The organism is Fibrobacter sp. UBA2449 (assembly GCF_002342555.1).
Classification (GTDB): Bacteria; Fibrobacterota; Fibrobacteria; order Fibrobacterales; family Fibrobacteraceae; genus Fibrobacter.
On record NZ_DDQF01000008.1, the window covers coordinates 1 to 23,647 of the forward strand.

Here is a 23,647-nt window from a genome sequence, read left to right on the forward strand (position 1 = left end):
TCATGTCACCGTTGTTGAACACCTTGATGGGCTCGCCCTTCGAGATGGCGCGGGCAAAGAGCATCGGGCTCATGTCGGGCCTCCCCCACGGGCCATAAACCGTGAAGTAGCGCAGTCCCGTCATCGGGATGCCGTAAAGCTTCGCGTAGGAATGCGCCATCAGTTCGTTGCTCTTCTTGCTAGCTGCATACAAACTAACAGGATTGTCAACCTTGTCGTCTTCGCTGTACGGGACCTTGCTGTTCAGGCCATAAACAGAACTGGACGACGCATAGAGCAGGTGCTTTACCTGGTTGTGGCGGCATGCCTCGAGAATGTTGAGGAAGCCGACCATGTTGCTCTGCATGTAGGCATACGGGTTCGTGATGGAATAGCGCACGCCGGCCTGTGCCGCGAGGTTCACCACCTTGTCGAACTTTTCTGCGGCAAAGAGCTTGTCGATAGATTCCTTGTCGGCGAGGTCCATGCGCACAAAACGCGCACCCGCGAGCGTCGTGCTTTCGAGCATCTGCCCGAAGGGGATTTCGGCAAGCACGCCTCCATTCGCAGAACGGAAACCGTTTTCCCACAGGCGCCCGTACTTGAGGCGCACATCGTAATAATCGTTGATGTTGTCGAGCCCGACAACATCGTCCCCGCGGGCCGAAAGCATCGCCATGATTTTCGAAGCGATAAAACCCGCCGCACCTGTCACCAGAATCATCATTCCTATCGTCCTATTTTTCAAAAAAATAGAAAATATTTTCACCTATTCTAAAGGCAGGGTCAAGATAGAAACGGACTTACGCCCCACATGGTAATAAGCCAAAAAGATTTTTCCGTCCCTTATGTCAAGACGGTACACACTCGCTTCCGCAGACACGCGTTCCTGTTTCCACGTTTGTCCACCATCGGTACTATAAAGCAGGGCAAAATTATCGGTAAACCAGACTCCATCACTAACGACAGCTGCAAAGACTTCGCCTTTTACAAGGAAATCCTGCATCCAAAGACATTGCGTACCCTTGCTGCCATAGCTCGTTTCGTGCCGCTGTTGAGCCTTCCCGTCTTCTATCCGATAAACGAGCACCCGGTTTCCCGAAGAACCGAGTATCCAGCTTTTGTCATTCCGGGCAAAAATCGGAAGAGTACTTTCCACGAAATCACCCGCATACACCCTTTTCCCATTTTCCAACTTGTATTTCGGTCTCCCATCCGGAACCGAATCGTTCACGCGAACAATACGAACCTTGCGATAATCCCGATATTTACCAATGGAATCCCACGTCATATAGTCCTCACCCGACACATAAACCGCATTGAAGTCGGCATCCTTTTCGTAAGACTCGAGAATCATATGGTCATCCATGGAATAGAACCTTGCAAACGACGTCAAGTTCCTGATTTCGCTTTTTGTCCAGGAAGCACCCCCATCGTATGTTCCAAGAACTGCGGGGAGTTGCTCTATGATACCATACGAACCGAATAACCAAAGCGTATCGGGTCCCCGCACAACTATTTCTTCAATATGAAAGTCCTCGAATTCCGCAGGATAGACCGTCTTTTCGCGGAAAGCCTTCGAGGACGAATCCTTATATGATGCGTAAGCGAAAAACACGACGCCCAGCAGCATCAAGACAAGGAATGGTGCTGTAAAGAGGGTAATTACGATAGTTCTTGTCTTCATGCAGACTCGGGCCTCCGACAAAAATATATAACAAAATAAGCCGCAGCATTTTCTGCTACGGCCTAATTTTTAGGTAAACGCGCGCGGTTTCCCGCGAGCAATCTTAGAAGTGGATCACGCGGACCTTGATGACCTTGTCGAGCTTGGAGAGCTTCTCGATGATGGAGTCATCCACCTTGCTTTCGACGTCAACGAGGTTGTAACCGATCTTGCCGTTGCTCTTGTTGCTGAAGCTGGCAATGTTGATGCCTTCGGCGCCGAACACCTTCGTGATTTCGGAAATCATGTTCGGAACATCCTGGTTGATGACCACGACGCGGCTCTTGACGCCGGCATGCGGGTGATCGACGAGGGCCGGGAAGTTCACGGAATTGCGAACGCAACCGAATTCGATGTAGTCCTTCAATTCTTCGACTGCCATCACAGCGCAGTTTTCTTCGGCTTCTTCGGTGGAGGCGCCGAGATGCGGGAAGCAGGTCACCTTGTCGTTCTTGATGAGGTCGGCGTCCGGGAAGTCGCAGAGGTAGCCCTGGAGGGAACCGGAGGCGAGCATCTCGTTAACCGGGGCCATTTCCACAATGCCACCGCGGGCGAAGTTCATGATGTAGCTGCCCTTGAAACCGGCGAGGTTCTTGCGGTTGAGCAAGTTCTCGGTAACGCCCTTGATGAACGGAACGTGTACGGTGAGGAAGTCGGACTTCGCAATCACGGTGTCGAGGTCGGCGATTTCCACCTTGTTGGAAAGTTCGTGCATGTTGGCGGCGTTCGGATACGGTTCGTAAGCGATGACGCGCATGTTCTTCCAACGGGCATAGTTGGCGACGAGCACGCCGATCTTGCCGAGGCCAATCACGCCGAGGGTCTTGCCTGCGAGTTCCATGCCGGCGAACTTCTTCTTGCCGCTTTCAACGGTCTTCGCGAGGTCCGGGTCGGTGGTGTCGAGGTTCTTGACCCAAGCAGCGGCCTTGTCCACGTTACGGACGGCCATGCCGAGCACGGTCATCACGAGTTCGGCAACGGCGTTGGCGTTTGCACCCGGCGTGTTGAACACGCAGATGCCCTTCGCGGAAGCCTTGTCGATAGTGATGTTGTTCACGCCAGCGCCGGCGCGGGCGACAGCCAGCAGGCCGTCAAAGTTGTCGGTATCAACCTGGGCGGAACGCACCAAGATGGCATCTGGATTTTCGACGGAGTCGGAAACCTGGTAGAACGAGCCAAACAGGCTCAAGCCTTTCTTGGAAATATTGTTCATCGTCTTAATAGTTGCCATTTTTATGTCCTTTGTTAATGTTTAAAATCTTTTCTTCTGTGTCATCCCCGCGAAGGCGGGGATCTTCTTAAGGTTCCTGCCAGCGACCTCTTTCTTTAATAAGGTTCACCAGTTCCTCGATGGCGTCTTCTTCGGGGATGTTCTTCTTGACAGCCGTCTTGCCCTCGAAGAGCGTAATGCGGCCGGGGCCACCGCCCACGTAGCCGAAGTCGGCGTCCGCCATCTCGCCCGGGCCGTTCACGATGCAGCCCATGATGCCGATGGAAATGTCGGAGAGGTGACCAAAGCGGGCCTTGATCTTGCCCATGACTTGCTGAATGTCGTAGAGTGTGCGGCCGCAGCTCGGGCAGCTGATAAAGTTCGTCTTGCTGCGGCGGCAGTAGGCGGCCTGCAAAATGTCGAATGCAAGGAGAACGCTTTCCTTCGCGCCCTTGTAGCCGTCGATAACGACAGCGTCGCCAAGACCGTCGGTTACCAAGCTACCGATATCGGCGGACACGCGGAGTGTGTCGCGCTCGCTGTCGTTAATTTTCGCATAAAGCAGAATCGGGTCTTGGCGACCTGCCGCATCCAATGCGGCGGCAAGGGCGCGCACGCCCGAAACCATCTCGGCGCCGGTATAGCAGAACACGGAACCTGCGGGCACGCTCGCCGGATTCGCGGCGAACCCCGCGATGTCTATCGCGTCCTTGAACTGTACCACGGGGGCGGCATCCAAACTCGGCAGCGCAAATTCCGCGTTGCGGCGTTCGCCGGTAAGTGCAATCGCATCGGCCTTCACGCCGACCTTCACCGGACTATTGCCACCAATTTCCACGCCGGAAACATTCACGACAGAAGTCGCGCGGCGCTCGTAATGGTACGGATCCTTTTCGAGAACCGGCACGTTGTAGGCCGTCGGCGCAGCAGGCAAAGCACATGCCTTGATGAGTTCCTGAGCCACCGGGACTTCGGCCACCGGGTCTTCAGTGAGCGACACGCGGATCGTATCGGCAAGGCCGTCGAGCAAAAGCGCACCGATACCCGCGGCCGACTTGAGTCGTCCGTCGGCACCCGCGCCCGCTTCTGTCACGCCCACGTGGAACGGGTACGGCTTGAAGCCTTCCTGCTTGATGCGGGCGGCGAGCATGCGGTAGGCGGCAATCGCCACGCGCGGGTTGCTGCTCTTGAGGCTGAGGACCACCTGGTCAAAATGTTCGGCTTCGCACACGGCGAGGTATTCCATGGCGCTTTCCACCATGCCTTCCACCGTGTCGCCGTAGCGGTAAATCATGCGGGCCGAGAGCGAGCCGTGGTTCACGCCGATGCGGATGGCCCGGCCCAGGCGCTTGGCTTCTTGCACGAACGGCGTAAAGGCTTCGGCCACCTTTTCCTTGCCTTCTTCAAAAGACTTGTCCGTCTGCTGGTCCAGCGTCAAAATGCCCGTATCCACGAAGTTACCCGGATTGATGCGGACCTTCTCGACCCACTTGAGCGCCTCGAACGCGGCCTTCGGCTGGAAGTGGATGTCGGCGGAAACCGGCACCGTGCAGCCGGCTGCTCGCACCTGTTTCATCACTTCCTCGAGTGCGGCAGCATCTGCAAATGTCGGAGCGGTAATGCGAACCAGGCCACAGCCCACCTTGGCGAGCGCAAGCGTCTCGGCCACCGTCTTCTCGACGTCTTTCGGCTTGGTGGTGGTCATGGACTGAACTAAAATGGGGGCGTTGCCCCCTATCAAAGCCTCGCCAACGCGGACTTGTACAGTTTCCCTGCGGACGGCATTAAAGCGGTCGGCAACGTATGGGAATTCGCTAAACTTTGTCATGCGCACAAAGATAGAAAATTAAAAGCCAAAGCGGGCTATTTTTACTTTTCGTTGGACTCCCAGCCGGGGCTATTCCTGTAATAGTTCTCGAGTTTTTCGCGGCACGCGACAAAACTTGCCTTGAGCCTCGGGTCAAAATGCGTCCCCATCGAATCTATAATCAAATTGTAAGCATCCTCAAAGGACATCTGCTCCTTGTAGCAGCGCTTGCTCACCAACGCATCGTAGACGTCCGCAATCGCCATGACGCGCGCCTCGAACGGGATATTCGCGCCAAAGAGCCCGTACGGATAACCGCTCCCGTCAAAACGCTCGTGGTGGAAGCAAGCGATATTCTTCGCAATCTCCACAAAGAAGGGCTCCTCTATTTCGGAAAGCAGGTTCTCCACGATGGCGGCCCCCTTCTCGGCATGCGTCTTCATCACCTCAAATTCTTCGGGCGTAAAGCTGCCGGGCTTGCGCAGGATCTTGTCGTCAATCGCAATCTTCCCGAGGTCGTGCATCGGCGCCGCCGCAATCAGCGCGTCGTAATATTCCTTCGTGCGCCCAAAGCCATCATCCTTCCGAAGTTCTTCGGCAAGGATTCCCGCGACCGCACTCGAGCGCATGATGTGGCCGCCCGTATTGCTGTCGCGACTTTCGACCATCTTCGCCATGCCCACAATCATCTGCTCCTGGATGGCGTGGATATGCCTGTCGTTATCCTTGATAACGTCCTTGAGTTTCGTGTTGTGCGTATCGAGTTTCTTGATATAGCGCTGCAGCTTGGTCTCATCCTCGATGCGGAACAGCACGATATGCGAAATCTTGTTGCGGGCAACCTTCCGCACGCACACCCTGAAGTTGCGCCGTCCATACGCGAAATAGCTGTCGCTCGGGGAATCCTTCCTCACGAACGATTCCATCAGCGAGCCAAAATGCTTCGAGATTTCGAGCCCCTCGGGCATCGTCTCATCCACACGGAATTCGTTGAGTTCCGGGAAAAACTTGAAGGCGATGTCGTTACACCCGAGGTAGATTCCCTTGTCCGAAAACGCCACATAGGCATTCTGGTTCTCCGCCTCGAGCGATTCAAGGACGGAATCCGAAATATCGCTCATCCTTACGCGCAGGCACACGAAAAAGAGAATAAATTCGTCAATGACAAACACCGTCGGCACCACCATCGTATCGCTCCCGACCTTTCTCGAAACAAGGAACGATATAATGGAAATCAGAGTCATGCACGCAATGGCAATCAGGTTCTTGTAGCTCACGTTGATCCGCGTACGCGCCGCATAGCTAATGGTCACGATATTAGCAAGCGTGTAGCACACCAGCACTATGTTCCACAGGATATGCGTCGGCCCATATTCGCAAGAGCAATAGCCCACCCCGTACATGTGCGTGTAGGTGACCGTTTTGTAATAGATATCGCTATATCCGATAGTGCAAGCGAGCACGAGTATCGCTACAGAACAAAGCCCCAGCAAAAGCTTTCCCCAGTCCGGGAACCTGAAGCGGCAGATGCGGAGGATAATGAAATACTCGAACATCGGCACGAAAACGGACCCCAGGTAGCAAAGCTTGGTCGCGATGATGACCGTCTCCCTCGTCTCGGAAAGGGCCCCGGCCAAGTAGCCGACGTTCGCAACAAGTACCGAGACAAAGATAGACGCGAAATAGAAATTCAACTGTTTGCGATACAACAGCACAAGCGCGAACAGGTTCAGGAACGAGACCACGCACATCAGCACCAAGTAAGAAATCACCATGTTTTCCATACGCTAGTGCTCCACGGTCCTGTAGTAATCGCGAAGTTTTGGTTCGCAGTCAATAAAATATTTCTGGAGGACAGGGTCGAACTGTGTCCCCATCCCGGAGAGGATAATATCCCCCGCCTTGTCATACGACATGCTTTCCTTGTAGCAGCGGCTACTCACCAGCGCGTCGTAGACATCCGCGACCGCCATAATGCGCGCTTCCACGGGAATCTCCTCGCCCCGCAAGCCTTGCGGGTAGCCCGTACCGTCAAAACGCTCGTGGTGGTAATGCGCCACGTTTTTCGACAGCTGCACAAAGAAGGGGGTCTCAATTCCGGTCAGCAGGTTCTCGACAATCACCGCACCCTTCTCGGCATGAGTCTTCATCTGCTCATATTCGTCATCGGTAAATCGTCCGGGCTTGCGCAAGATTTCGTCATCGATAGCTATTTTACCGAGGTCATGCATCGGAGCGGCAGAAATCAGCGCGTCGTAGAACGAGTCCATCCTCCCGTAGGCCATGTCCTTGCGCATCTCGGATGCCAGTATGCGAATCACCTGGCTCGTGCGCTTGATGTGACCACCCGTATTGCCGTCACGGCTTTCGACCATGTTCGCCATGCCGACAATCATCTGTTCCTGGATAGCGCTCACCGCCTGCGCATTCTGCTCGACCACCTTCACCAGCTGGTTATGACTCTTGCCAAGCGTGTCCACGTACATTTGAACGCTCGTGTCATCCTCGACGCGGAAAAGGCAAATCTGCATCACGTTCCAGAGAGGAATCATTCGTGCCGAGCACCTGAAATGACGATTGCCGAACCAGAACTTGAACGCATTCCGCGATTTTCCGCTTTCGACCTGCTTGAGCAGCGGATTGAACACCGCCCCCATCTCGCTTTCGTCGGGAATCGCCACATCCACGCGACACTCCGCAAGCTTCGGGAAAAAGGCAAGCGCAATCTCGTTGCAGCCAAGGTATTCGCCATCAGGAGTAAAAGAGACGAACGCGTTCGTATTGTCCTTTTCGAGCGACTGCATCACGCTCCTTGCGATGTCGTACCACTTTACGTTCAAGCTGATGTAGAGCAAGAAGAACTGGTCGGCGAGATACACGAAGGGCATGCAGAGCATGTCGTTTTCCATGTACCTCGAAACAAAGAACGACGAAACCGTCACGAGCTGTAGAGCAAACATCGCAAAGATATTCTTGAGCGAGACCAGCCTCCGCATAAGGCAGGCATGGACAATCACCCCGATATCGAGCACCGCATAGACGACAATCATCACGTTGAAGACGTCGTGCCCCCAGCCGTATGTTGCCACGTAGTTGCCCGCCCCGCTCTGCACCACGAACTCGACCGTCTTGTAGTATATCTGGCTGTAGCCGACCGTAAACGAGAGGAAAAGGACAAAGCAACTAAAGGCAATCAGAAGGACCCGCACCACCGGATGAATCCTCAGCCGGCAAACCTCCGCGAGCGTAAAGAACATGAGCATCGGCAAGAACGCCGAGCCCAGGTAATTTATCTTATTTGCAAGGATGGCCCCGTCGACCGATTCCGAAAATCCCAGGAGCAAATGTCCAAAACACGTGACCACGATTGCTACGAACGTGAAGAACATGTAATTGTTCTGCTGCTTCCGGAATAAAAGCAGAAAGACAGCGAAATTCACTATCGAAAGAGCAAACGCCAATGTCAATAAGAACGGTCCCATTACAATCCTTGTTACAAAAATATAACAAAAAAGACGTTCTTTCCACCTTTATGCCTGATTATTCATATAAAATCGCAAAAAAAGTATTCCATTTGACAAAAAAAATGTTAAAATAAGGGTGTAGACGGAGAATTTTTATGATCCCGAAGATTTTTCATTATTGTTGGCTTTCGAACGAACCTTTTCCGGAAAAGGTTCAACGTTGTATGGAATCCTGGGAAAAGTTCCTGGGCGACTACAACTGCATTTTTTGGGATTACCAGAAGGCCAAGGCGACAGGCATTCCCTGGATTCTTGAAGCCATGGAACAGGGCAACTGGGCGTTTGCCGCCGACGCGGTGCGCCTGTACGCGCTGTACACCGAAGGCGGAATCTACCTGGATTCCGACGTGCAACTGCTAAAGTCGCCCAACGAACTGCTCGACCGCAAGTACATCCTCGGGTACGAGAACGGTTCCAAGCGAATCGAGCCCTCGTTCCTCGGGGCGGAGAAGGGCTCGCCCATCATCGGCGAGGCGCTCAAGTACTACACCGAAAGACATTACGAATACAGCGAGGAGAAGGTGGAGCAACTGGTGCTCCCGCAGATTCTCGCGAACGCCTGCGACAAGTTCAACGGGCTGGATATTCTGCCCGAATGGTACTTCTCGCCCAAGCGCTTCTTGGATGGGGCAATCAATACCGCCGACGAGACGGTGAGCATCCACCACTTCGGGAGCAACTGGCGCCCCGAGAACATCCGCATCGGCATGAAGCGCAGGCAGTACATCTTCAAGAAGTTCCCGCGCCCCATCGCCGAACTGCTCGCCGTCCCGACCACCTTCTGGTCCGACATGAAGGCCCAGGGGCTCGGGGCAGCCTTCAAGCACCTATTCTCGAAATAACAACTAAGGCGGGTTCTGCGTTCATACGCAGTATGAACGGGAGCGCAAACTTGTTTTGCGCGACATTTTCGTGTGTTTCCCTTCGTGGGCACCTTCGGTGCCTATATACGAAAACGCCCGGCGGTTAAGCCGGGCGCTATCAATTTCGTATAAACGAATTATGCTTCAGCCGGTGCTTCGGGAGCAGCAGGTGCTTCAGGAGCGGCTTCAGCGGCCGGGGCTTCAGCCGGGGCGGCCTTCGGAGGGAGCAGAGCCTTCATGGAAAGCTTCACCTTGCCCTTCGGGTCGACACCGAGGCAGAGCACTTCGACTTCGTCACCGACGTGAACGACGTCTTCGACCTTATCGACGCGGTGGTCGGCAAGTTCGGAGATGTGCACGAGGCCGTCGCGACCCGGGAGGATTTCGACGAATGCGCCAAACGGCTGGATCGTCTTGACCTTGCCCTTGTACTTGCGGCCCGGTTCGGGTTCAGCAGTGAGTTCTTCGATCATGCGGCGGCAGACTGCAGCGGCCTTGCCACTCGGGGCGGCAATGTCGATGTTGCCATCGTCGTCGATGTTGATCGTGCAACCCGTCTGAGACTGCATGCCCTTGATCACGGAGCCACCGGAACCGATGACGTCGCGGATCTTGTTGGTCGGGATGCGCATCTTGATCATGGTCGGAGCCTTCTCGGAAACCTTCGGGCGCGGAGCGGCGAGGCCGAGTTCAGCCATCTTGCCGAGAATGTGCAGACGGCCCTGACGAGCCTGTTCCAGAGCTTCGCGCATGAGTTCCGGCGTGATACCGCGGATCTTGATATCCATCTGGAAGGCCGTGATGCCTTCGGCAGTACCCGTCACCTTGAAGTCCATATCGCCGAGGTGGTCTTCCGTACCGGTGATGTCGGTCAAGATCTTGATCTTGCCGCCTTCCTTGACGGAACCCTTTTCGGAGATGAGGCCCATGGCGACACCTGCGACCGGAGCCTTGATAGGAACGCCAGCGTCCATCAAGCTGAGGCAGCCACCGCAAACAGAGGCCATGGAAGAAGAACCGTTGGATTCCTGAATTTCGGAAACCACGCGGATGGTGTACGGGAAGTCTTCCGGCAGCGGAAGAACGGCAGCGAGAGAACGTTCGGCGAGGTGGCCGTGACCGATTTCGCGGCGGCTCATGCCGAGGCGCTTGCATTCACCCACGCAGTACGGCGGGAAGTTGTAATGCAGCATGTAGCTCTTGGAGCCTTCGCCCTGCAGGCTTTCGTAGCGCTGTTCGTCGGCCTTGGAGCCGAGCGTGCAGACCACGAGACCCTGGGTTTCGCCACGCTGGAAGATCGCAGAACCGTGAGCGCTCGGGAGAACGCCGAGTTCGATTTCGATCGGGCGGACTTCGGTCGTCGTACGGCCGTCGAGACGCACGTCTTCGTTCAAGATCATTTCGCGCATGGCAGTGCGTTCGTAGTCGCTGAAGATTGCCTTCGCGTCGGCGACGAGAGCAGGATCCTGTTCTTCGTCCTTGCCAATGATGGCGAGAATGCGTTCGTCTTCGAGCATCTTCGCGCAGAGGTCTGCCATAGCCGGATAGAAGTCGGTCTTCACCATGTTGGAGTGGACGTCCTTGTTCAGTTCGTCCCACACGACTTCCTTCACCGTGGCGAGAAGCTTTTCGTGGGCTTCGCCAACGTGCTGCGGCTTGAGTTCCATCTTGGGCTTAGCACAGCGGTCCACCAGTTCCTGTTGGGCCTTGCACATGAGCTTGATGGCTTCGTGACCGGCGAGAATTGCGTTAATCATCGTGTCTTCGGACACTTCGTAGGCACCGCCTTCCACCATGCAGACGGAATCTTCGGTACCGGCGACCACCAGGTCCAGATCGGCGCAGGCCATCTGTTCGTAGGTGGGCATCACGACGTTCTGGCCATCGACAACGGCCACGCGCACGGCGGCAACCTGCTGTTCGAAGGGCAGTTCGGAAAGACCGATAGAGAGGGATGCTGCGGACACGCCGAGCACATCCGGTGCGAACTTGCGGTCAGCAGAAAGAACCTGCACAATCACCTGGACTTCGCGCGTGAAGTTCTCGGGGAACATCGGGCGAATCGGGCGGTCGATGATACGGGCAGAAAGAGTTTCCTCGTCGGAGGGGCGACCGGCTTCGCGCTTGTTGTAGCCGCCCGGGAGGCGACCAGCAGCGTAGGCCTTTTCGCGGTATTCGACGGTCAGCGGGAAGAAATCGCCTTCCTTCTCTTCGCCGTAGCAGACAGTAGAGAGCACGAACGCGTCGCCCATCTTGGCGACTGCGGCACCGCGTGCCTGCTTGGCAATACGGCCCGTTTCAAACGTGATGACGCGGCCGTCAGGGAGCGTAACCGACACTTCCTTCGGGTCGAGCATCTTGCCGTATTTTTGATGGTATGCGTCAATAGACATAGATTATCTCCAGTCCGCAGATTAGCCGCGGAGACCGAGTTCCTTGATGAGAGCACGCTGAGCGAGAATGTCCTGCTCACCGTAGTACTTGAGGAGGTTGCGGCGCTTGGCAACCATGGCAGACAGACCACGGAGGGAGTGGAAGTCCTTCTTGTGGCTCTTGATGTGTTCCGTCAGATTCTTGATCTTTTCCGTGAGGATTGCGATCTGGACGCGGACGTTACCGGTGTCCTTTTCGTTTGCACCAAACTTGGCGGTGAGTTCTGCAGCTTTTTCTTTAGTGATAGTAGCCATTATAGCCATTCCTTTTTTTGATTGTTGTTTCATTACATGTTTTTGTCCGAGTTTCCCTGCTCTTGCACCAGTGGAATTGGCGAATCTGGTCACAGGACCCAGTCAAAAATGCAATTTGGGGGGAAATATAGTAATTTGGCTGGCTGGCAATGGGGTTTTAGAAGCGAGAACCGCGCTAAAAGGGTGAATAGGGCCGCTGAAAACGCGGGTGCGGCGACTTGCAGGCGAATTTCGGGAAATTGCGGGCGATTTTTGGCAAATCGCGGGTAAACGGGAGCAGAATTCGGCAAATTGGGGATTAAACGGGGGATTTTCAGCCACTTCAATCCCCAATTTTCAGAACAAACTAACAAGATTTTTGCCAATTCAGGGCTTTTGAGGTCTAAATTCGCCCCAAGTGGGGATTAAATCGGCAATTTTGGAGCATTTTATCCCCACCTCCCCTGAATTTTCGCCCGCGACAGCACATACAAACTAAATTTTTGGGGATTGAGCAGCGGTTTTTCAGCACATTTAATCCCCAATTTCGCAATTTTTCTTCACTCGCACGCCGAATCACGCAAGAAATTTGCACTTTTCGCCTTTATTTTTCGAAAAACGCCTCAGAAGTTGCTTTTCGCCGCAACTATTTTGTATTTTCCAAGCAATGAGGCTCAGCCCTCGTTGTGTCGCGATGCGAATGCACGCCTTTTCTTATATGGTTAACCCTATGTCCACATGAACAACCTGGAGCTCATCCATCCCGATGACCTGCAACAACACATGCAGGCGCAATCCGAAAAAATCTTCGACACAATCATCCGCCTGCGCTCGCGCGTGGCAAAAGCCCCGCCGGGGCGACTCCGCACAACAATCCGCGGGAACAAGCCCCGGTACTACCACATAACAGACCCCAAAAATGCGAACGGCCAGTATATTCCCCGCGGCGAAGAAGCCCTTGCGGCAAGGCTCGCCCAAAAGGACTACGACACCACACTGCTTCCCCTGTTGGAGCGGCAACTGGAACTCGTCAACAACTTCATCAACGAATACCGCCCGCAAGCGCCCGACGACGCGTACGCGGATTTGCCCGATTGCCGCCGGCAGTTCGTGACACCCGTGCGACTTGCCGACAGCGAATATGCAAAGCGCTGGCTCGCCGTCCCCTTCAAGGGCAAGTCCATCGCAGAAGACCGCCCCGAATATGCGACCGCCCGCGGCGAGCGCGTCCGCTCCAAGTCCGAGGTCATCATCGCAGACACCCTCCTGCGCATGGGCATCCCGTACCGCTACGAGTTCCCGCTGAAACTGAAATTGCCGCACGAAAAAAGCGCGACGTTCTTCCCCGACTTCACGTGCCTCAACCTGCGCACCCGCGAGGAAATCCTGTGGGAGCATTTCGGCATGATGGACGACAGCGACTACGTCCGCAAGGCAATGGACAAACTGGACATCTACGAAAGAAACGGGATTTTCCCGGGAAAGCGCCTGATTATCTCGCGCGAGACGACCGAAAAGCCGCTGAACGTCAAGACCATCCAGAAGTTGGCGGAAGAATACCTGCGATGAAACCGATTGTTTGTCCGGAAGGGGCCACCTGCGAACGCGCATTTCCGAGCACGTTCTTGGACATGATTTTGGCCTTTTTAGTTAAAACTTTTTTTGCGGAATTTGTGAAAAATTCCATTTAGGGTAAAACAACAACAGCGCACCTCAAGATGCGTCGTAGTTGTTTTGAAAATTTGTAGTTATTCTTCTAGCTTAACGCAACGGACGGATAGACCATTCGTTTTTGCCATCTCATAGGTACTGAAAATGTCTCCAGTTTTTGCTGTCGACGAAACAAAGGCCCCTTCAGCAGGAGCATCCACCCCTTCTTCAGTATAAAACCAGCCTGCGCTTTCCCCTATATTTTTGAGTTTACGATTTAGCACATACCCGGCGCCGACGAGGGAATAGCCCGTGTAGTTATAACCACCAAAACCTCTAGCCCGAACATCTTCAATACCATGTTCGGCGTTTTCCGATTTCAGCACTATATAGAAATCATCCCGGGTCAAGAGTCGCCAGCCGTCGGGGCAGATTCCCTGGTGATTCGGCTGAATCAAGTCGGCGCAGCTCTTGGTATTGCATTCGCTAGGCAGTTGCATCATCTCGGCCCACTGGTACAGGGCTCCGTAACGGTCGCAATTTGTGGTATCCCTATCGTAGCAGTAGCGTTCAATCGTCGTATCATCGGCCTGATCTTTTGTAATGCCAACCATCTTGCCGATATTGAGGTTCTCGGCCATTACGGTCACGGAGTCCGCTTCGCCGTCCTTGTTCTTGCCCTTTATCGTAAGGTAATAATAGCTACGGCCATTGCGTTCGTCCGTAAAGGTCTTGTAATCTTGTTTTTTGACATGTGTGCCAACACCATCACCCATATCAATCAAATGATCATACGGCACATATTCGCTGCTGCTCGACACCGACGAGGAACTCGATTTTGCAGAACTGCTCGAAACCGACGAAGAAGACTTAGCCGAGCTACTCGATTTTGCAGAACTGCTCGAAGCAATGCTGGATGACGAGCGCACACTGCTGCTGGATAGATCCTCGCCCCCTTCGGCTGAGCTCAGGGCAGGCTCCGCCGAGGATGACGAGCGCACGCTGCTGCTTGACTTCGGTGTGACGCTGGACCCTTCGACAGGCTCAGGGACCTTAGAACTGCTACTAGATAGATCCCCGGACGAGCCGGGGATGGCAGAAGAAGAGGAATCTTCATCCCCCGGCCGAACGAAACTGCTCTCGTCGTCACAGGCGGCAAAAAATGCGAGAGCCAATCCCAGCAAAAAACGTTTCATACAGAAAATCCTCCTACGTTACGTTGTATATTTAGCAAATTTTCCTTCTAGCCTCCACCCGGTTTTTATTATATTCCCCGCAAAAAGGATTGAACATGACGATTGACGAATTCCTGGGCGAAGCGAAAACGGTGGCGATTTTCGGGCACGTGAGGCCCGACGGCGACTGCGTGGGCAGCACCACGGCAATCTACAACTACATCCGCGACAACTTCCCGGGAATCCGCGCGGACCTGTTCCTTGAGAAGTTCCCCGAGAGCTACCGGATTCTGCGCGGGGCAAGCGATGCACGCGAGGCCTACTCCGCAGAATGCAACGGCGGGCAACCCTACGACCTCGCCTTCCTCATGGATACCCCGAGTTTCGAGCGCGTGGGGGCGAACGGCGCGGAATGCATCCGTGCCGCGAAAAAAACGATAAACATCGACCACCATATTTCTAACCCGCTGAACCTGTGCACCCTGAACCTCGTGGAACCCGAGGCGAGTTCCGCATGCGAGGTGGTGTACGTGAACATCGACAAGGCGAAGGTCGGGCGCGAAACCGCGAACAGCCTGTACCTGGGCATAGTGCACGACACGGGAGCGTTCAAGTTCAGTAACACCGGCAAGCGCACCATGCAGGTGGTTGGCGACCTCATCGAGAAGGGAATCGATTTCGCGAAAATTGTGAACGAGACGTACTACACGCGTACCTACAAGCAGACGCTCGTGACCGGGTTCGTGATGGAAAACTGCAAGCTCGGGCTCGGCGGTAAAGTGGTCTACGCCCACATCACCCCCGAAGACATGCAGCGTTTTGGCGTATCGCCCGTGGAACTCAGCAACGTCATCGACACCATCCGCGAAGTCGGCGGCACCGAAGTGGCCCTCTTCCTATACCCCGTAAACGGCAAGTACAAGATTAGCCTGCGCAGCAACTACATCGTGGACGTGAACGCCATTGCCCATGAGTTCGGCGGTGGCGGCCACACCCGTGCCGCCGGCGGCGACACCAGCGACGCACCCGAAGTTGCGATTGAAAAGATTCTCGGGCTGGTGCAGAAGCAACTTGGATAAGCGCGGGTCGCCGCATGGCAACAAAACCGCGGAAAAATCGCTGAAGTGCAAGAAAATTTCAGGAAAATGATGAAATTGGGGATTAAACGCCCTCTTTTGGCGGGTTTCAATTCCCAATTTCTTAGTTTGTACACAACAACCCGCAGAGATTTGGGCTTGCTGTGGGGATTAAATCTGCATTTTTGGGCTTTTTAATCCCCACTTCGGGTGTTTATAGGGCGCTAATCACGCAAATCGCCCCTCATTTCTGTTAGTTTATATACAGAATTGGGGATTAAACAAGCGAAAAACACCCCTTTCAATCCCCAATTTCGCACTTTTTGGCATATTTCACCCGCCAAACGGCGTTCCAGCGCACCAAAAAGCCGGCTTTAGCCCCTGAACAGCAGGACTCCTACACTAAAAATAGCGCTATAGCCAGGAACACGAACACGCAGCCGCTGAACCAGTTCAGGTTGCGGTTCGCCTTCGGGCTGTTGAGCATGAATTTCTTCACGGCGCCCGCAAGTAGCGCGATGGAGCCGAACACGATGAAGGTCGCCGTCACGAATTCCGCCCCGAGAACAACCATCTGGAGCGACGGGCTCATGTCACGGCTCATGTCAACTGCCGGCGGAATGAACGAAAGCGCAAAAAGAACCGCCTTCGGGTTCGTGAGGTTCATGATGATACCGCGAAGGTAGAGCCTGCGGAACGAAAGGCCCGCGCCTTCCCTGCACGGGTCTGGATCCTTCGACTCCGAGCTTCGCTCTCCGCTCAGGATGACACGGCCGGAATCCGCGCGCATCTCGCCAGCATCACCCGCGTCCAGTTTCACCACTCCAGCGCGGACCTGGAAACTCTTGTACGCGAGGTAAAGCAGGTACGCCGCCCCGCAGCACTGCAACACAAAAAATGCAATCGGGCTAGCCGCAATCAGCGCGGACACCCCCACAATCAGGAGCACAGTCTGCACGCAGATTCCCGTGCACAGCCCGCAAATCACGCTGAATCCAGCACGCGCGCCGTGGGTTGCGCTCTGGGCAAGCACAAACAGGTTGTCGGGGCCGGGGGCAAGCGCCACCACGAGGGCTGCTATGAAAAAGTTAAACATCTAAATAGATCCTTCGACTCGCTACGCTCGCTCAGGATGACACAACGGAGACTTTACAATTTTTCCAGGAAGCTGTCCACATCCATCTCGTCGAGGCCCTTCTGCAGTTCCGCTAGCGCCTCGTCGGATATCGCGACAGCGGGTTCGGACTCGCGCTCCTCGGCACGGGCGTTCGACTCGTCCACGAGCTTCTTGAGGGACGCAGCGACCTCGCTTACCTCGCCCTCGCGCTTCATGACGGCGCTCAGTACGCGGTTCAGGCGTTCGCGGAGGCGCGCAAACTCCTCCCGGTCCAGTTCCGAAGTCACTCCGGCCATGTGCATCAGCGGGGTCTTGCACTTGGCACAGGCAAAGACCATCATGGACGAGGGCTCACCGTCCAGCATGACGTTGAAGGTGGACCCGCAGTGGGGGCAATCGATACGCAATTCACTCATGCCTCATAATGTAGAAATTTCGGGCAGTTCAAAGCCAACGCAGGCACAATATTTTATCTTTGCAAAGAAAAAACACAAGTTTAAACACCAGATCCTTCGACTACGGGCTGCGCCCTCCGCTCAGGATGACACGACCCCCTCGCCGGGAAAATCTAAGATTTTATAACTATGCTCTGTCATTGGCTTTATCACGTTACCAGCATGGACATTTTCGATGGCCGTCTCTTCCGCGCAGGCTCGGCCGCCATGCTCTCCATCATCCTCGTGCTGTTCTTCATGCCCAAGTACATCCGCCTGCTGCAGGGGCTCGACGCCACCAGCGACTTCGACAAGGACGGTAAGACCAAGTCCCCACCGATCATGGGCGGGCTCCTCCTGGTGGTGGTGGTCGAGGTGGTTTCGCTCCTCGTCTGCAAGATGAACGGCTACACCATTTCGACGCTCGTGATTCTCGCGGCCTTCTCCGCCGTGGGCGCCATCGACGACATCGCGAAAGTCCGCGCCAAGCGCCTCATCAAGCTCGGCAAGCTCAAGGCCGCCGACTACATGGACAAGGCCGACGGCATCTCCAGCAGCCTGCGCCTGTTCCTCTACTTCCTGTTCAGCCTTATCGTCGCGATTTTCTGCTACAAGTTCATCCCCGAGCTCAAGGGTGACCTCACCATCCCCTTCTGCCCCATCGACGTGTTCCAGCTGCACCTCCCCAACTGGATTTTTGTCGCCTTCATGACGTTTGTCATCGCGGCCAGCGCGAACGGGACAAACTTTACCGACGGTCTCGACAGCCTCGTTTCCGTGCCCATCCTTACCAGCATGATTTTCGTGGGGCTTGTCGCCTACGTGAGCGGCAACTTCATCTTCAGTACCTACCTGCACGTGCCGTACCTGCCCGGCTGCGATGAGCTATTCCCCATCGCCATGGCCATCGCGGGCGCACTGCTCGCCTACCTGTGGTTCAACAGCCCTCCCGCCGAAATCTACATGGGCGACGCGGGTTCCGTGGGCTTCGGCGCCACCATCGGCATCATGTTCATCTTGGTGCAGGCGGGGCTGTTCCTCCCCATCGTCTGCATCATCATCATCGCCGAGGCCTGCTCGGTGCTGCTCCAGATTCTCTGGTTCAAGTTCACCAAAAAAACAACCGGCACGGGCAAGCGCATTTTCCTTTGCGCGCCGCTCCACCACCACTACCAGAAAAAGTGGGAAGGCCGTTTCCCGAGCAAGCCCCTGATGAACTCGAAAATCGTGTGGCGCATGCACCTGATAAGCATCTTCGCGCTCATCGTGAGCATGGTGATATTCTTCGGTTTGAGATAATATGGAAAAAGACATTATCGAAACGTTAAATGCGGCCGGCCAGCAGGAACTGGCGGCGCACCTTGAAACACTCTCCGGGGATGCACGCAAGCTCCTCGAACGCGACATTCTAAGCCAGGACTGGGAAGAACTGAAGACGCTCTACGCCGAAAAGTCAAGCGCGAGCAAGGCGGACAACGTATCTGCCGACCTGAAGCCCATGCCTTTCCGGATTGCGGAAGACAACCTGAAATACGACTACTGGAAAGAAATCGGAGAGATGCTGCTCGGGAAGGGCAAGGTGGCGGCGTTCCTCGTCGCGGGCGGCCAGGGCTCGCGCCTCGGGTTCGACGGCCCGAAGGGAATGTTCGATATCGGGCTCCCGAGCCACAAGAGTTTGTTCCAACTGCAGGCGGAGCGCTTGCAGAACCTCGCGGCTCGCGTAGGCCACCCGATTCCGTGGTGCATCATGACGAGCCCGCTGAACCACGAGGCGACCGTCAACTTCTTTACCGAACACAACTTCTTCGGGATGGACCGCGACAACATCCGCTTTTTTGAGCAGGGAACCATCTGCGCGCTTACGCCCGATGGCAAGGCCGTGCTCGACGGCGACAGGCTCGCTCTCGTACCCGATGGCAACGGCGGGTGCTTCCGCGCGCTCGCCCAAAGCGGTTCGCTCGCATGGCTCGTCGAGAAAGGCGTGGAATACGTGTTCCTCTACAGCGTCGACAACGCGCTCTGCCGCATCTGCGACCCCGCATTCATCGGGGCTCTCGCCGACAACGGGATGATGGCCAGCGCATCGAAGGTCGTTCACAAGGCGAACGCGCAGGAACGCGTGGGCATTTTCGCCTTCCAGAACAACAAACCCGGCGTGGTCGAATACAGCGACTTGCCCGAAGAATACCGCGACATGACAAACCCGGACGGAAGCCTGGTATTTGACGGCGGGAACCTCGCCATTCATTTGTTCAAAGTCTCGGCCCTGCGCAAGTTGCAGACAGGCAAACTCCCGTGGCACACGGCCCGCAAGACGGTTTGTGGCATCGAGAACTGCTTCAAGTTCGAGCAGTTTTTGTTCGATGCTTTCCCGCAGCTCGGCACCATGCTCCCCTTCGGCGTCATCCGCGAGGAGGAATTTAGCCCGGTCAAGAACGCGGAAGGCACGGACAGCCCGAAAACGGCCCGCACCATGATTGGCAAGCTCCACCGCGAATGGCTCGTGAAGGCACATGTCGAGGTGAAGCCCGGCAAGCTCTACGAGGTCTCGCCCACAATCAGCTATGCAGGCGAAGGCCTTTCGCGACGCGTGTTCGAGCGCGAACTCGGAAGGAATATCCTGGAATTCGAGGACGCGTAATTCCTGATCGGCAGGCGCCGCGACCCCATGTACAAGTTCAAGGTAATTACATATAAATTACTGTTCAACATCCTGCTGCGGCTGCCGGACTTTTTCTACTCGTTCCTTTTCGCCATCGCTTTCCCCGTCTACAAGGCGCTCCACACCGAGCGCGCCTATGGGCGTGTCGTGAAGCATCTCGAGGCGGCAAGGGAGTATTTGGTGGCGCAGGATGAAGGCTGTGCGCCGGGGTTAAACAGTGCGCCGGGGTTAAACGGTGCGGCTTCGGGTTTAAACTGCGCCGGCCCCTTGCAGAAAGTGACTGCACGCGACATGTTCCGCGGCATTTTCTGGAACGCGCTGGATTCTTACCGCGGCCTCGCCCGCTTCAAGAGCGTGGAACGCCGCATCGTGTTCGAGAACGAGGGCATCATCAAGGACGCCGTCGCTGAATGCGCAAAAAAAGGCGCCCCCATCGCCGGCATCAGCATCCACCAGGGTTCCTTCGAACTCATGCACCGCGCGCTTTGCCGCTACAGCGAGCATGTGCACCTCATCACCGATTCCGTCGGGGATGCCGCCTTCCGCGAAGTTCTCGAAGGACTCCGCAGCGACCCGCACCTCACAGAATACCACCCCGAAGAAACAGGCAGGCTCATCCGCGAACTCTTCCGCACCAAGGGTATCCTCGCGATGGTCTATGACCAGGGGAAGAACACGAAGGGAAACACCGTCGAACTGTTCGGCAAGCAAACCACGCTCTACCTGCGGCTCATCGAGAAAATCAACCGGATGGGAGCGGGCATCGTCACCTTCCGCACCTGGACAGAAATGCACGGCTCGCCCTCCCGCGACAGCAAGTACCCCGAAGGGAGCATCGTCATCCGGTTCGAGACGTTCTACCCGCCCAAGTACGACGAGACCGTTGCCGGCAAGATCGCAAGCCAAGCCGGAGAAAGCCCCCTCGTGAAAGACATTGCCCGCGAGACGGAGCACTGGATAGCGGAGCACCCCGACCAGTGGAGCTGGAACTACCACCAGAACTTCGTCGTCTAGAGCGCAAACCACGGAGCCGCTTTCTATATTTGTGTCCGAGGATTTGAGATGCCCCTGAACGCAGAAGAAGAATTCCAGATGCAGTGGATTATGAACCACCGCATGGAAGACAAGGACGAGCAGATGCGCGTCGATGCGGAGAATGCCGCCGCGAGGCCCGTGCGCATGGCGCGCGGGCGCAAGATGCGCCGCAACCCCGCCGCCTGGGACCTCCCCATGCCCGAAGACGAAATCGACCTGCACGGCATGACCGCAGACGAAGCCGCAGAGGCCGTCGAGCGGCGCATCGATGACCTGAACATCGCTGGTCTCAAGGTCCTGAGGGTCATCCACGGCGGCGGAAACCCGAGCTACGGGAACGTCAAGCGCATCATTGACCGCAAGGTCCGGTCCGAATGGAACAACCGCATCCGCCTGTACAAGGTCGAACCCGACAACGCAGGTTCGAGCATCATGGTCCTCGGGAAACCCGCCCAAAGCGACGCCCCCGCACGCCCCGACCCCAAAAAGGCCAAGAAAAACGCCCGAAAGAAGTAAATTTTGGGTATTTTTACAAATTTTTCGCCCCCTACCCCTTTGAAAACCCTGAATTTTTATCTATAATTGTGCCCACAAAACCGGAATATAGCTCAGCCTGGTAGAGCGCTTGCTTCGGGAGCAAGAGGTCGTGAGTTCGAATCTCGCTATTCCGATACGAAAAGCACCCCTTGCGGGTGCTTTTTTCGTATCGGAATTATACGCGAGATGAGAACTCACGAAGTGAGTTCGACTACCGCAGAGCGGAACGAAGTGAACGTTTTGGCAATCTCGCTATTAAGCCACTCCTTTCAAAAAGATTTGTATATTTATATAAACGTTTTTTAAAGGTGTTTTTTATGAACAAAAACGTCATCGCATTATGCATTACAGCATTAATGCTTGTTGGATGCACAAAGGTGATCCATCATCCAATTGTGGTGCAAGAAGGAATTTTCACACCTTCTGATTATGCATCGTACCAAGAAATATCGTATTCGAGCAAGCCAGAAAACGAAAATTGTGGCATTATGGAATTTATTGATTATAGAGGCGGAGCCTTTGATGAAGTTATCGGAATCCGCGCGGAAGAAACAACAACATCGCTAATTTTAGGTCCATTAGTCTTGAAAACAGAAACTGTTTGCAAGTACCGCGGATACGGAGTTGTTTTCAAAAAATAAAAACTTTACACAAAACAGTTCCCGTCCTGGGAGCTGCATGGTTTTTCCGAGCCAATTTGCCTAGTCCTTCACACAGCGCACCGAGAACCCGTGGGTCTTATAGAAGCTGTTCAGGAACGCATCGTCTTTGCTGAAGTCCAAGCCCATGTAGTACGCGCTGCCGCTAACGCTCTCTGTAGAACTCCAGAAGTACGCACGGTTGCCCTCGTTGTTGAAATCCCCATTGCCATTCCTGTAGCCAGCAGGGAGCGCCGAGAACCCGAAAGCATCATTACCATTGCCATCTTTTCCTTCATATTCATTCCATCCGTTGGTGGACTTCAGCATTTTCCCCGCATTTTCCCATTTCCAAGCATCTTCCTGAGCCCCGCCCACGAACTTAAACAAAATTTCGAATTCCTCTTTGCTGGGCAAGTGCCAGCCTACGGGGCAGGCAACTTTTGCCGCGTCCCAGTTATAGAGCCAACCGTATTTCTGACAGTCCGATTCCTTATCCTCGTAGCACCAGCTACCCTCGGTTTTCACCTTCAGATTCTCTGCCATCCAAATCTGTTTACCAATCCTTACAGTCTGGTACGACTCGCCGTCGCGGGCGTCTGTCATGGTTCCCTTTTTCGGGGCTGCGAAGGCTCCCTCCGCACAGAACACAACCACGAGAGCCAGGGTCAAAGCCAGTCGTTTCATAAAACCTCCTCAAATATCAATACACCAAATATACATCCATATTCGCCCAATGGGATTTTTACAAAAAAAGCGGCACGCCGCCAGGCGTAACCCGAAGGGCAAAAGTTGAACACCGTGAAACTTTTGGCAATCTCGCTATTCCGATGGGATGAGCGCCAGCTATTCCGATAGGAAGAGCGAATTTTTTATCAATCTCGCCTATTCACGCAACTACCACGCAAAGGACCAGTCATAATTTGCCATCAAATAATAACGCCGATTAGAAGAATCAAGTTCATTTCCGTACCGGAATTCAATCGAAAATTTCTTATATGAAATATAGGCCCCTAAGCCCAATTCTTTATAGTCCTTTGCATAAGAAGTACAACTCAAACAAAGACTCACATTTCCGCGGTACTGATTATTGGCAAAATGCTCGCTAATACCCACTTTCCAATTTTCTGCAAAAGGGTACTGTTCCACAAGCATAAGGCCATATCCAGGAGATTTATTGTAACCAAAAGAAATAGGCGATACCCAGGCCAAAGAGCCGAAATAATCGCTAACAAGCCCAAAAGACACCCTCATTGCCCCACACAATTCCAGACTTAAGGAAACAAAAAAATTGTCCACTCTCTCTCCCAAGGATGGTTCCACTGCATAAGGACCATATTCTTCAAAATTAATTTCATCTCCTGAGCCATCTTCAGTTTCATAATCATATCGATTACCAAGATTGACCATACCATTAACGCCCAAAATTAAACTATTCTTTGGGGAATTCATGAACATTGAGGCAGAAGGTGCATGGCTGGAGCACCCTACCAAAGTCATTATCAAGCCAACAATTAAAAAGACAGAAAACAATCTAGCCATATAAGA

The 23,647-nt window shown here is 54.5% G+C and carries 21 protein-coding genes and 1 tRNA gene; 9 read left to right on the forward strand and 13 right to left on the reverse strand.

The features are described 5' to 3' along the window. The 6 genes from B4B27_RS05310 to B4B27_RS05335 form a co-directional block, all read right to left on the reverse strand. Positions 1–706: NAD-dependent epimerase/dehydratase family protein (locus B4B27_RS05310; RefSeq protein WP_290724418.1), on the reverse strand; the 706-nt coding region annotated here is incomplete at its 3' end. 42 nt (positions 707–748) lie between these two features. Further along, on the reverse strand, positions 749–1,666 hold the full coding sequence (locus B4B27_RS05315; RefSeq protein WP_290724420.1) for a hypothetical protein: 918 nt from the start codon (positions 1,664–1,666) through the stop codon (positions 749–751). Between the two features lie 103 nt (positions 1,667–1,769). Next, positions 1,770–2,936, reverse strand: a complete 1,167-nt coding sequence (locus tag B4B27_RS05320; RefSeq protein ID WP_072810253.1) for a phosphoglycerate dehydrogenase — start codon at positions 2,934–2,936, stop codon at positions 1,770–1,772. 67 nt (positions 2,937–3,003) lie between these two features. After that, positions 3,004–4,743, reverse strand: a complete 1,740-nt coding sequence (ispG, locus tag B4B27_RS05325; protein ID WP_290724423.1) for a (E)-4-hydroxy-3-methylbut-2-enyl-diphosphate synthase — start codon at positions 4,741–4,743, stop codon at positions 3,004–3,006. A 41-nt stretch (positions 4,744–4,784) separates the two neighbouring features. Beyond that, positions 4,785–6,506: an HD domain-containing phosphohydrolase gene (locus tag B4B27_RS05330; protein WP_290724425.1), complete on the reverse strand. Its 1,722-nt coding sequence runs from the start codon at positions 6,504–6,506 to the stop codon at positions 4,785–4,787. Between the two features lie 3 nt (positions 6,507–6,509). Beyond that, positions 6,510–8,204, reverse strand: coding sequence for an HD domain-containing phosphohydrolase (locus B4B27_RS05335; RefSeq protein WP_349678227.1), 1,695 nt, complete (start codon positions 8,202–8,204; stop codon positions 6,510–6,512). Positions 8,205–8,341: 137 nt separating this feature from the next. On the opposite strand from B4B27_RS05335, the gene B4B27_RS05340 reads away from it, so the two are divergent. Beyond that, entirely contained in the window at positions 8,342–9,088 is a 747-nt protein-coding gene (locus B4B27_RS05340) for a glycosyltransferase family 32 protein (protein ID WP_290724429.1), read from the forward strand. Positions 9,089–9,246: 158 nt separating this feature from the next. Here the strand turns inward: B4B27_RS05340 and pnp are convergent, their stop codons facing one another. Next, positions 9,247–11,502 carry a polyribonucleotide nucleotidyltransferase gene (gene pnp, locus B4B27_RS05345; protein ID WP_290724431.1) on the reverse strand — a complete coding sequence of 752 codons (2,256 nt, stop codon included), beginning with the start codon at positions 11,500–11,502 and terminating at the stop codon, positions 9,247–9,249. A gap of 21 nt (positions 11,503–11,523) precedes the next feature. Next, the gene (gene rpsO, locus B4B27_RS05350) at positions 11,524–11,796 is read right to left on the reverse strand and encodes a 30S ribosomal protein S15 (RefSeq protein WP_072810239.1); all 273 of its coding nucleotides are present in this window, start codon (positions 11,794–11,796) and stop codon (positions 11,524–11,526) included. Between the two features lie 717 nt (positions 11,797–12,513). Between rpsO and B4B27_RS05355 the strand changes: the two genes are divergently transcribed. Continuing rightward, positions 12,514–13,344 (forward strand): hypothetical protein, encoded by an 831-nt coding sequence (locus B4B27_RS05355; protein WP_290724434.1) that lies wholly within the window; start codon positions 12,514–12,516, stop codon positions 13,342–13,344. Between the two features lie 179 nt (positions 13,345–13,523). Here the strand turns inward: B4B27_RS05355 and B4B27_RS05360 are convergent, their stop codons facing one another. After that, positions 13,524–14,621 (reverse strand): FISUMP domain-containing protein, encoded by a 1,098-nt coding sequence (locus tag B4B27_RS05360; RefSeq protein ID WP_290724436.1) that lies wholly within the window; start codon positions 14,619–14,621, stop codon positions 13,524–13,526. Positions 14,622–14,716: 95 nt separating this feature from the next. On the opposite strand from B4B27_RS05360, the gene B4B27_RS05365 reads away from it, so the two are divergent. Beyond that, complete coding sequence (locus B4B27_RS05365; protein ID WP_290724438.1) at positions 14,717–15,679, forward strand: DHH family phosphoesterase; 963 nt, start codon at positions 14,717–14,719, stop codon at positions 15,677–15,679. 394 nt (positions 15,680–16,073) lie between these two features. On the opposite strand, the gene B4B27_RS05370 is transcribed toward B4B27_RS05365, so the two are convergent. Further along, positions 16,074–16,772, reverse strand: a complete 699-nt coding sequence (locus tag B4B27_RS05370) for a LysE family translocator (RefSeq protein WP_290724440.1) — start codon at positions 16,770–16,772, stop codon at positions 16,074–16,076. A gap of 53 nt (positions 16,773–16,825) precedes the next feature. Then, positions 16,826–17,209 (reverse strand): hypothetical protein, encoded by a 384-nt coding sequence (locus tag B4B27_RS05375; protein WP_290724442.1) that lies wholly within the window; start codon positions 17,207–17,209, stop codon positions 16,826–16,828. Positions 17,210–17,377: 168 nt separating this feature from the next. Between B4B27_RS05375 and mraY the strand changes: the two genes are divergently transcribed. The 6 genes from mraY to B4B27_RS05405 all read left to right on the forward strand — a co-directional run bounded on the left by mraY (position 17,378) and on the right by B4B27_RS05405 (position 22,102). Beyond that, positions 17,378–18,526, forward strand: coding sequence for a phospho-N-acetylmuramoyl-pentapeptide-transferase (mraY, locus tag B4B27_RS05380; protein WP_072810228.1), 1,149 nt, complete (start codon positions 17,378–17,380; stop codon positions 18,524–18,526). A gap of 1 nt (position 18,527) precedes the next feature. Next, a complete protein-coding gene (locus tag B4B27_RS05385; protein ID WP_290724444.1) occupies positions 18,528–19,868 on the forward strand; it encodes a UTP--glucose-1-phosphate uridylyltransferase in 1,341 nt (446 codons plus the stop codon). Positions 19,869–19,895: 27 nt separating this feature from the next. Then, entirely contained in the window at positions 19,896–20,903 is a 1,008-nt protein-coding gene (locus B4B27_RS05390; protein ID WP_290724446.1) for a lauroyl acyltransferase, read from the forward strand. 48 nt (positions 20,904–20,951) lie between these two features. Continuing rightward, positions 20,952–21,440 (forward strand): Smr/MutS family protein, encoded by a 489-nt coding sequence (locus B4B27_RS05395; RefSeq protein ID WP_290724448.1) that lies wholly within the window; start codon positions 20,952–20,954, stop codon positions 21,438–21,440. 81 nt (positions 21,441–21,521) lie between these two features. Continuing rightward, positions 21,522–21,595, forward strand: a tRNA-Pro gene (locus B4B27_RS05400). A 183-nt stretch (positions 21,596–21,778) separates the two neighbouring features. Further along, a complete protein-coding gene (locus tag B4B27_RS05405; protein ID WP_290724450.1) occupies positions 21,779–22,102 on the forward strand; it encodes a hypothetical protein in 324 nt (107 codons plus the stop codon). Between the two features lie 60 nt (positions 22,103–22,162). Here the strand turns inward: B4B27_RS05405 and B4B27_RS05410 are convergent, their stop codons facing one another. Beyond that, a complete protein-coding gene (locus B4B27_RS05410; protein WP_173382892.1) occupies positions 22,163–22,786 on the reverse strand; it encodes a fibrobacter succinogenes major paralogous domain-containing protein in 624 nt (207 codons plus the stop codon). Between the two features lie 210 nt (positions 22,787–22,996). After that, the gene (locus B4B27_RS05415; RefSeq protein ID WP_290724453.1) at positions 22,997–23,641 is read right to left on the reverse strand and encodes a hypothetical protein; all 645 of its coding nucleotides are present in this window, start codon (positions 23,639–23,641) and stop codon (positions 22,997–22,999) included. Positions 23,642–23,647: the final 6 nt, after the last annotated feature.

What these genes read in the sequence shown, in the direction of transcription:
- B4B27_RS05315 (WP_290724420.1), bottom strand. Translation starts at nt 1,666, where the DNA reads ATGAAGACAAGAACTATCGTAATTACCCTCTTTACAGCACCATTCCTT.
- B4B27_RS05320 (WP_072810253.1), bottom strand. Translation starts at nt 2,936, where the DNA reads ATGGCAACTATTAAGACGATGAACAATATTTCCAAGAAAGGCTTGAGC.
- ispG (WP_290724423.1), bottom strand. Translation starts at nt 4,743, where the DNA reads ATGACAAAGTTTAGCGAATTCCCATACGTTGCCGACCGCTTTAATGCC.
- B4B27_RS05330 (WP_290724425.1), bottom strand. Translation starts at nt 6,506, where the DNA reads ATGGAAAACATGGTGATTTCTTACTTGGTGCTGATGTGCGTGGTCTCG.
- B4B27_RS05335 (WP_349678227.1), bottom strand. Translation starts at nt 8,204, where the DNA reads ATGGGACCGTTCTTATTGACATTGGCGTTTGCTCTTTCGATAGTGAAT.
- B4B27_RS05340 (WP_290724429.1), top strand. Translation starts at nt 8,342, where the DNA reads ATGATCCCGAAGATTTTTCATTATTGTTGGCTTTCGAACGAACCTTTT.
- pnp (WP_290724431.1), bottom strand. Translation starts at nt 11,502, where the DNA reads ATGTCTATTGACGCATACCATCAAAAATACGGCAAGATGCTCGACCCG.
- rpsO (WP_072810239.1), bottom strand. Translation starts at nt 11,796, where the DNA reads ATGGCTACTATCACTAAAGAAAAAGCTGCAGAACTCACCGCCAAGTTT.
- B4B27_RS05355 (WP_290724434.1), top strand. Translation starts at nt 12,514, where the DNA reads ATGAACAACCTGGAGCTCATCCATCCCGATGACCTGCAACAACACATG.
- B4B27_RS05360 (WP_290724436.1), bottom strand. Translation starts at nt 14,621, where the DNA reads ATGAAACGTTTTTTGCTGGGATTGGCTCTCGCATTTTTTGCCGCCTGT.
- B4B27_RS05365 (WP_290724438.1), top strand. Translation starts at nt 14,717, where the DNA reads ATGACGATTGACGAATTCCTGGGCGAAGCGAAAACGGTGGCGATTTTC.
- B4B27_RS05370 (WP_290724440.1), bottom strand. Translation starts at nt 16,772, where the DNA reads ATGTTTAACTTTTTCATAGCAGCCCTCGTGGTGGCGCTTGCCCCCGGC.
- B4B27_RS05375 (WP_290724442.1), bottom strand. Translation starts at nt 17,209, where the DNA reads ATGAGTGAATTGCGTATCGATTGCCCCCACTGCGGGTCCACCTTCAAC.
- mraY (WP_072810228.1), top strand. Translation starts at nt 17,378, where the DNA reads ATGCTCTGTCATTGGCTTTATCACGTTACCAGCATGGACATTTTCGAT.
- B4B27_RS05385 (WP_290724444.1), top strand. Translation starts at nt 18,528, where the DNA reads ATGGAAAAAGACATTATCGAAACGTTAAATGCGGCCGGCCAGCAGGAA.
- B4B27_RS05390 (WP_290724446.1), top strand. Translation starts at nt 19,896, where the DNA reads ATGTACAAGTTCAAGGTAATTACATATAAATTACTGTTCAACATCCTG.
- B4B27_RS05395 (WP_290724448.1), top strand. Translation starts at nt 20,952, where the DNA reads ATGCCCCTGAACGCAGAAGAAGAATTCCAGATGCAGTGGATTATGAAC.
- B4B27_RS05405 (WP_290724450.1), top strand. Translation starts at nt 21,779, where the DNA reads ATGAACAAAAACGTCATCGCATTATGCATTACAGCATTAATGCTTGTT.
- B4B27_RS05410 (WP_173382892.1), bottom strand. Translation starts at nt 22,786, where the DNA reads ATGAAACGACTGGCTTTGACCCTGGCTCTCGTGGTTGTGTTCTGTGCG.
- B4B27_RS05415 (WP_290724453.1), bottom strand. Translation starts at nt 23,641, where the DNA reads ATGGCTAGATTGTTTTCTGTCTTTTTAATTGTTGGCTTGATAATGACT.